The 6,497-nt window shown below is 51.3% G+C and carries 3 protein-coding genes; all 3 read right to left on the bottom strand.

Annotated features, from left to right (window positions below):
• Positions 1-4,886, bottom strand: a 4,886-nt coding sequence (locus tag BM367_RS12055) for a hypothetical protein (protein WP_222842641.1), incomplete at its 3' end; no start/stop codon positions are given.
• A 101-nt stretch (positions 4,887-4,987) separates the two neighbouring features.
• The gene (locus BM367_RS12050) at positions 4,988-6,316 is read right to left on the bottom strand and encodes a flavin monoamine oxidase family protein (RefSeq protein ID WP_092460818.1); all 1,329 of its coding nucleotides are present in this window, start codon (positions 6,314-6,316) and stop codon (positions 4,988-4,990) included.
• Between the two features lie 10 nt (positions 6,317-6,326).
• The gene (locus BM367_RS12340) at positions 6,327-6,497 is read right to left on the bottom strand and encodes a hypothetical protein (protein WP_394333027.1); all 171 of its coding nucleotides are present in this window, start codon (positions 6,495-6,497) and stop codon (positions 6,327-6,329) included.

Raw genomic sequence — 6,497 nt, 5'->3', positions numbered from 1 at the left:
TTTGTGACCTTCACCCAATATTGTCCGGCGGTGTTGACGGTAATGGATTGCGAAGTTTGTCCGGTGTTCCACAGATAGCTTGACCCGGGATTGCCAGCATCCAGCGTGAGACTTTCGCCCTGGCAGATGGCGGTATCGGGGCCGAGGTTGACGATGGGCAGGGGATGGACGGTGAGCTGCATCGTATCGGAAGCGGAGCAACCATTGGCATTTGTGACCTTCACCCAATATTGTCCGGCGGTGTTGACAGTTATCTGCTGAGAAGTGGCACCGGTGCTCCACAGATAGTTTGCGCCAGGATTGCCTGCATTCAGCGTGAGGTTTGCACCCTGGCAGATAGCGGTATCGGGGCCGAGGTTGACGGTGGGCAGGGGATGGACGGTCAGCTGCATCGTGTCGGCAGCAGAGCAACCATTGGCATCTGTGACTTTGACCCAATATGATCCGGTGGAGTCAACCACAAGCGTTTGCGAAGTGGCACCGGTGCTCCAGAGATAGCTTGCCCCGGCATTACCTGCATCCAATGTGAGACTTTCTCCCTGGCAGATGGCGGTATCGGGGCCGAGGTTGACGATGGGCAGGGGGTGGATGGTCAGCTGCATTGTATCAGCAGCGGAGCAACCATTGGCATCTGTGACTTTGACCCAATATTGTCCGGCGGTGCTGACAGTTATCTGCTGAGAAGTAGCACCGGTATTCCACAGATAGCTTGACCCAGCATTGCCTGCATCCAATCTGAGGCTTTCCCCCTGGCAGATGGCGGTATCGGGGCCGAGGTTGACGGTGGGCAGGGGATGGACGTTCAGCTGTATCGTATCGGCAGCGGAGCAGCCATTGGCATTTGTGACCTTCACCCAGTATTGCCCGGCAGTGCTGACGTTAATAGATTGCGTGGTTTGTCCGGTGCTCCAGAGATAGCTTGTCCCGGCATTGCCAGCATCCAGCGTGAGGTTCTCGCCCTGGCAGATAGCGGTATCGGGGCCGATATTGACGCTGGGCAGGGGGTGGACGGTCAGCTGCATCGTGTCGGCAGCGGAGCAACCAAAGCTGTTGGTGACTTTCACCCAATAGATGCCAGTGGTATCAACAGAGATGGATTGCGAAGTTTGTCCGGTGCTCCACAGATAGCTTGCGCCAGGATTACCTGCATCCAGCGTAAGGTTTGCACCCTGGCAGATAGCGGTGTCAGGGCCGAGGTTGACGATGGGCAGGGGGTGGATGGTCAGTTGCATCGTGTCGGCAGCGGAGCAGCCATTGGCATCCGTGACCTTCACCCAATATGATCCGGTGGTGTTTATAGTTATCTGCTGAGAAGTGGCACCGGTGCTCCAGAGATAGCTTGCTCCGGCATTGCCAGCATCCAGCGTAAGGCTTTCGCCCTGGCAGATGGCGGTATCGGGGCCGAGGTTGACGATGGGCAGGGGGTGGACGGTCAGCTGCATCGTATCGGCAGCGGAGCAACCATTGGCATTTGTGACCTTCACCCAATATGATCCGGTGGTGTCAATCACAAGCGTTTGTGAAGTTTGTCCGGTGCTCCACAGATAGCTGGCCCCGGCATTGCCTGCATCCAATGTGAGACTTTCCCCCTGGCAGATGGCGGTATCGGGGCCGAGGTTGACGATGGGCAGGGGGTGGACGGTCAGTTGCATCGTGTCGGCAGCGGAGCAGCCATTGGCATTTGTGACCTTCACCCAATATTGTCCGGCAGTGCTGACAGTAATGGATTGCGAAGTTTGTCCGTTGCTCCACAGATAGCTTGACCCGGCATTACCTGCATCCAATGTGAGGTTTTCTCCCTGGCAGATGGCGGTATCGGGACCGAGGTTGGCGATGGGCAAGGGGTTAACCTGCAGGTATATCAGGTTTGAGAATATGGCACAGTCAGGGTCTCCGGCATTCCAGGATTCGCTGACCATAAGCCGGTAAAATCCTGTATGGCTGGAATGGACTGAATCAATAAGATAGGTTTTTCCATTGGCGCCTGGAATATTCGACCAGTTAATTTTGTCGGAACTAAACTGCCACTGGTAAACTGCAGCGCTAAGAGTGTCGGGGAAAAGTTGACTGCTAAAATGTGCTGGACTATTAACGCAAAGCTGTACTGTATCTTTAACCTGTCCGTTTAACATGATCTGTACCACAGGTTTACAGATTTCCAGTGAGATATCATCAATCGCGAAATCATTGCCTATAGCGGAAGAGGGTCCATTATTATCAATTTCGAATATGAAAGAATTTGTTGTTGAGGGGATCTGAAAACGCATACTGACCTGTTGCCAGTTAAGGTGTACACCATCGAGTGACAGGGTATTGTCGATTGGACCGGTTTTATATTGCTGGATGAGGGTGTTGGTACTCGGATCGATGATACTAAGGATCAGATTAGGCTTGGTGCCATTTGACTTGAATAGATTGGCCACCCACAGGCTGAAGGTATAGGTATAACTCGCACAGGTGGTTTTGATGGTGTCGCGATACAGCAGGTCGTGCTGTTTTTGCGGATTCACGATTAACATATAGCCATTAGTATCCCCTGGTGTATGATCCAGATCGGATACCCAGCGGCCATCACATCTTCCGGAGATATAACGAAGGGCGTATGTTCCTTGCGGGGGGCAGAAAGGATTGTTAGCGTAGTAAGTCAGGGGTGTTCCTTGAAATCCACGACTGATAGAATCGGGGATGGGAGGCATCAAAGTTGTGTCCAAAGGATTGGCTGCTTGACTAAAGTTCTGGAAATATATTAGGGAACAACCACCCAGTGGACAGCCGGCAGGTGAACGCAAGGTTATCGCAATGGTATCGGCAGCTGTGCATCCATAGGTATTGGTAACCTTTATCCAGTACGTTCCACTGGTATTGAGGGTAATTATTTCACTGGTATCACCTGTGCTCCACAGATAGCTTGCTCCAGGATTGCCAGCATCCAGCGTGAGGTTTTCCCCCTGGCAGATGGCGGTATCGGGGCCGAGATTGACGATGGGCAGGGGGTGGATGGTCAGCTGCATCGTGTCAGCAGCGGAGCAACCAAAGCCGTTAGTGACTTTCACCCAATAGATGCCTGTGGTATCCACAGAGATGGATTGCGAAGTTTGTCCGGTGCTCCAGAGATAACTTGCGCCAGGATTACCTGCATCCAGCGTGAGGCTTTCGCCCTGGCATATGGCGGTATCAGGGCCAAGGTGGACGGTGGGCGGCGCATGAAACGTTACCTGAATGGTGTCGTCAATTTCTCCGCAGGCCGGACTGAATACTTTGACCCAATAGCTCCCACTCGTGGTGACCCGGATGGAGGGGCTAGTTTCTCCTGTGCTCCACAGATAAGTCAGCCCCGAGGGAGTATAGCCATGAAATAGGGAAAGTGTAAGGGTATCGCCCACGCACAGGTTGGTATCGGCTCCGAGGTTCACGGATGAGGGATCAAATACCGTCACCAGCGAAGAATCGGTGGCCGTACAGGTGCCGGCAGCACCGGACGATAGACTGGCAGTTACATAATATTTGGTGGTTGCGGCCGGACTCACCGTGATGCTGGGTGTGGTGGCTCCCGTGCTCCACAGGTAGCTGGTATAACCCTCCTGAGCACGCAGTGTGGCTGAACTGCCCGCACAAATGGTGGTATCGCCCGGGTGAACCACCGGTGAACGCAATACCAGTAAATGCACCATATTGGAGGGTGAATTGCAGGTGGAATATCCAATCTGTCCCTGTTCGGCAGCCAGGAATCGGTAGTATCGGGTATCGGAAGTATCGGTAGAAGGAATGATATACATCGAATCTGTGGAACCCGCGATGTTGGTCCAGTTTATCCCATCCATGCTTACCTGCCATTGATATGTCGGTTGGTTGAAATATCCCGGTGTCACAGAAGCAAAGATGGTATCGGGATTGCCGGAACAGATGGTATCGCTGCTCTGGTCGCTATTGTGCAAATAAGCAATCAAAGTGGGTCCGCAATAAGTAAATTCAATATCATCAATGGCAATATCATTGCCACATCCGCCAGGAGCAATATTGTACATAATCAGCTTTACACTATCCACACCCGGAGGGGTACGGAATCCAAAACCATATCGCTGCCAGGTGGGATCATCTACGATTTGTCCGGAGCTATTGGTGGTCAGTTTCATGGAAACATCGTTGGTGTTCACCCGCCCTAATTCAGTTCCTGTTTTGGCATCCAGCACCACAAAACTGAGATTGGGATAGATATACTGTCCTGAACAAGTTTGCTGGAGTACCTCCTTTCCATTGGCATTTAATAACCAGGCACTAAACGAATACTGCGCCCCCTGACATAGGCCGGTAATTACCCGGGTATAAAACGTATCGGGTTGATAACTGGCATTCACCAGCATCATTCCTCCGTATAGGTTCCCGGTATGATCTGTTTTTTTAACCCATTCCGAGCGACCATTATTCACTGAATCGGAAATGATGTATTGCCCATCGTCAATAGGTCCCGAACTTAAATATTTGTATGTTGTAAGTGCGGGTGGAGGGAGAGGATGACGATCAGTGCCACTGGATAAAGTTCCAAAATCCTCAAACAGGAAAGGCGAAGACGCTTTGGTGCCGGCGCAGTCGGTGGATGGGCAGTACACCACATGAACGGTATAGTTATAGGTCTTTTTGCTATAGGTTGCCGATAATGTGATAAATCCGGTATCCGTAAATTGTACGGTTACGCTGCGGGTGTTCATATTGGTATTGACCGGAGTCGATGAAGGAATATACCAAACTACACTGGTCGAATTTCCAGCGTTGGGCAAATCAAAAGTGGCAAAAGTATTCTGGCAAACTGTCTTAGGGCCGACAATTTGTGCATCAGCCAGCCGTACGACGGCAAGGATAGCTATGATAAGGATCAATGGCTTTCCCATGGTTTTTCCAGGATATGGTCTGCAGAGTCAATGTTTAGCCGGATCACCGGCAATCCTCAGCCATTGATCTTAGCAAGTGTAATTTTCCCAAGCTTCCATAGTCAAATTTTATGTAATCCATGTAATTCCAAAATAGCTTCCGCCACTTCTTGTCCGCTACAGAGGGCCGATTCCACCGTGCCCCATGGCGGGCGGTTGTGATAGGCTTCGCCGGCAAAATACAACCGTTGAGGAAAGAAGGCCTGGAGTTGCTGGATAAGGGTTTGAAATCCTAATACAGGATAGCTGTAACTTCCGCAGGCAAATGGGTCTAAATACCAATCAAATATAAAACATTTTAACATTTCCTTCTGTAAAATTTTGGCGGGTATTCCGGAGACTTGAACAAGTGATTGAATAACAGTGTCTTTTTGGATGACTGGTGTTGAATTACCCAATGGATGCGGTCCTCCTTTCCAGCCTGTGAGTATGGGCCAATCATTTGGATAAGCTGTCCACCAGGTCGGCACGGGTGCCTGGCTGATCAGGAATCCCATATCTGGGCCGAAGCGTGATCGCCACCAGGGATGTTTCCACAGGGTAATGATTTTGGTGGCCGTTCCGTAGCCTAATCGCTGCATAACCTGGATAATGGATTTTGCTCCGGGTTCAATGGAAATGCTTTTAGGGCCGTATTTTTGAAAAATGCCCGGCGGTAAGGTGATTACCACCCGATCAGCTGTGTAGGTCAGGATTTTTTGCCGGAAATGGGCCTTCACCTGAACAAAGGCAGGGGTTGATAAGGAAATCAGCCTGACTGTATGAGCAACAAGCCATTTTCCACCCGCCTGTTGAAATCGGCCTATCATGCCGTCAATCATGGCTCCATAGCCTGAGGCCTGAAGATGGGGTGCCTTGTCTATCCGATAATTGGGCCCCTCTTCCCGTTCCCATTCATCGCGCAGGGCAAGCATGCTCACCCGTGTCGGGTCGGCAGCATCATAACCCATGGCAAAACGCAACACTTCCCGCCGGAAATCCGAGTAGGATTCCTCTGGAAAATAGGTATGCAGAAAAGAATCGAGCGTGGTGTCTTGCCTGAGTCTGGAGAGGATTTCATGAAATTTTTTCCATGCTGCTTCTTGGGCGGGTGGGGTGGTAGATACATCCGAAAGCAATCGGATGTTTTTTCCGGTTACTGCTGAGACAGGCAAGCGCAATTTCTTGACCCATTCGAATGTATGCGGCAGCTGCCCATGGATAAATTCGGCGCCGGCATCCAAAGTATATCCGGTGTGCTTGTCTATGAACGTATGGATACGGCCACCCGCCCGGTTCCGGGCTTCGAGTATCAATACTTTTTGTCCAGCTTCGGCGAGCGTTACACCACATTGCAGACCCGCTGCTCCGGCGCCTACAATGAGGGTATCCCATTTGGTAGATATTCCCATCCGCCCAAAATTACAATAGCTGTGCTTCACTCCAGCCAGATTCGCCCCCTGAGCCGGATATCGGCCGACGATGTTTCAGATGATGAAACATTGCCGGTACCATAACCCATGCAAGTGCACTCGCTGCAATTGGTGTCAGTATCGGAAATAAATTTAGCAGCCATGGCAGGATAAGCCCCAA

Source organism: Thermoflavifilum thermophilum, from assembly GCF_900116565.1.
In the GTDB taxonomy this organism is placed as follows: Bacteria; Bacteroidota; Bacteroidia; order Chitinophagales; family Chitinophagaceae; genus Thermoflavifilum; species Thermoflavifilum thermophilum.
This window is presented reverse-complemented; position numbering and strand designations above follow the sequence as displayed.